The sequence below is a fragment of the Microbacterium sp. P2_F9 genome, from assembly GCF_056403635.1.
This window is the reverse complement of record NZ_JBFUFC010000354.1, coordinates 1-1,918: the sequence shown is the minus strand read 5'-3', so window position 1 is coordinate 1,918 and position 1,918 is coordinate 1. Positions and strand designations below refer to the sequence as shown.

Sequence of the window (1,918 nt, the reverse complement as noted above, 5' to 3'; positions counted from 1 at the left end):
GATCAGCGCCACCGGCGAGCCGACGCCGGCAGCGGCGCCGAGGAGGCCGGCCGCAGACGATGCGAGCTCGCCGGACGGGGTGACATCGAGCAGGACGAGGATCGAGTCCTCGGGGAATTCGGGCATCTCCGCGCCTCTCAGACGAGCCGGTTCTGGATCAGGAAGTCGGCGAGCTTCTGGCCCGCATCTCCCTCGTCGACGATCTTCACGCCCGCCTGCCGCGGCGGCTTCTCCGACAGCCCGATCACGATCGACCGCGAAGCCGCCGGATCCTCCGCGTCGATCGCGAGATCGGCGAGCGAAAGGGTCTCGAACGGCTTCTTCTTCGCCGCCATGATGCCCTTGAAGTTGGGGAACCGTGCGTCCGGAAACCGCTCGGTGATCGAGATGACCGCCGGCAGGGGCGCCGTCACGCGGATGGTCGCCCCCTCGCTGGAGCGGTCGCCCGATACCTCGGTTTCGGCGATGTCCACGGCGTTCAGGCTCGTCACGGCGGGCACGGCGAGCAGCTCGGCGATCATCGCCGGCACCACCCCGCCGGAGCCGTCGGTCGAGAGGTTGCCCGCGATCACCAGGTCGAACCCGGTGCGCTTGACCGCGGCGGCGAGCACCTCGGCGGTCAGCCCCAGGTCCGCGCCGACGAGCGCATCGTCGACGATCTGCACCGCAGACGTCGCACCCATCGCGAGCCCCTTGCGCACGGTCGCGGCGGCGGATCCCGGTGTCATCGACAGCACCACGACCTCCGTGCCCGGCACCTTGTCGGCGTAGGAGAGGGCCGCTTCGATCGCCCGTTCGCCGATCTCATCGAGCACGGAATCTCCCGCTCCGCGATCCGCGAGACCCGTCTCGAGGCTGAGCTTGCGATCCCCGTACGTGTCCGGGACCTCCTTGACCAGGACCACGATCTTCATACCCACTCCTTCGTCTCCCAGAGTCTATTCAGGCCCGCGCGCGACGCCGGCGCGCCGGGGAGAACCGGCTACCGTGTAAGTCGACGGCGGGAGGTCACGGTGGCTCGGACGAAGCGACTGCGCGTCGACCCGATCGCCGAGGCCAAGCGCCAGTGGCTCGCCCACGGATGGACGGATGCCGCTGCCGGCATGACCGCGGTCACCTCCGTGATGCGCGCCCATCAGCTCATGCTCGCGCGGGTCGAAGAGACCCTGCGGCCGTTCCGGCTGAGCTTCGCGCGGTACGAGCTGCTCACGCTGCTGAGCTTCACCCGTGATGGACGGATGCCGATGGCCTCGGCATCCGCTCGCCTGCAGGTGCACCCGACCAGCGTGACGAACACGGTCGACCGGCTCGAAGCAGACGGGCTGGTGCGCCGCGAACGGCATCCCGACGACGGCCGGGCGACGCTGGTGACCCTCACGGACGCCGGGCGGGAGCTCGCGGTGCGCGCGACGGCGGCGCTCAATGCCGGCGTGTTCGCCGAGCCGGGGCTCTCTGCCGACGACACCGACGAGCTCGTGTCGATCATCGCCCGCTTCCGCCGGGGTGCCGGCGACTTCGCCGACCCCGAGCCGGTCCCCGACCCGCTCTGACGCGCCGCCCGCCGACCCCATCAACGGTTCGTGAACTCGGGCGGCCGCTTCTCGCGGAACGCGGCCATGCCCTCTTTCTGGTCGGCGGTGTCGAACACGCCGGCGAAGACGTGGCGCTCGAACCGGAGCCCCTCCGCGAGCGAGGTCTCGAGGCCTGCGTCGAGGGCCGCCTTCGCGGCGAACAGGGCGGGCAGCGACTTCGCCGCGATGACGTCGGCCGCCTTCGCGGTCTCGGCCAGCAGGTCGGCGGCCGGGAAGACCCGGGAGACCAATCCCGCGCGCTCGGCCTCCGCGGCATCCATCAGCCGGCCGGAGAGCACGAGCTCGGCGGCCTTGTAGTAGCCGACCGCCCGGATGAGGCGCTGTGT

At 70.9% G+C, this 1,918-nt stretch carries 3 protein-coding genes and 1 pseudogene; 1 reads left to right on the top strand and 3 read right to left on the bottom strand.

What is annotated here, in order from left to right:
* Positions 1-126, bottom strand: a pseudogene (locus AC1DVT_RS19910) (electron transfer flavoprotein subunit alpha/FixB family protein); the annotation flags it as partial.
* An 11-nt stretch (positions 127-137) separates the two neighbouring features.
* A complete protein-coding gene (locus AC1DVT_RS19905; protein WP_477391091.1) occupies positions 138-914 on the bottom strand; it encodes an electron transfer flavoprotein subunit beta/FixA family protein in 777 nt (258 codons plus the stop codon).
* Between the two features lie 99 nt (positions 915-1,013).
* Here AC1DVT_RS19905 and AC1DVT_RS19900 point away from each other — a divergent pair, with 99 nt between their 5' ends.
* Positions 1,014-1,550 carry a MarR family winged helix-turn-helix transcriptional regulator gene (locus tag AC1DVT_RS19900; protein ID WP_477391089.1) on the top strand — a complete coding sequence of 179 codons (537 nt, stop codon included), beginning with the start codon at positions 1,014-1,016 and terminating at the stop codon, positions 1,548-1,550.
* Between the two features lie 20 nt (positions 1,551-1,570).
* Here AC1DVT_RS19900 and AC1DVT_RS19895 read toward each other — a convergent pair.
* Positions 1,571-1,918 (bottom strand): enoyl-CoA hydratase-related protein (locus AC1DVT_RS19895; RefSeq protein WP_477391087.1); only part of this gene is annotated, 348 nt, incomplete at its 5' end.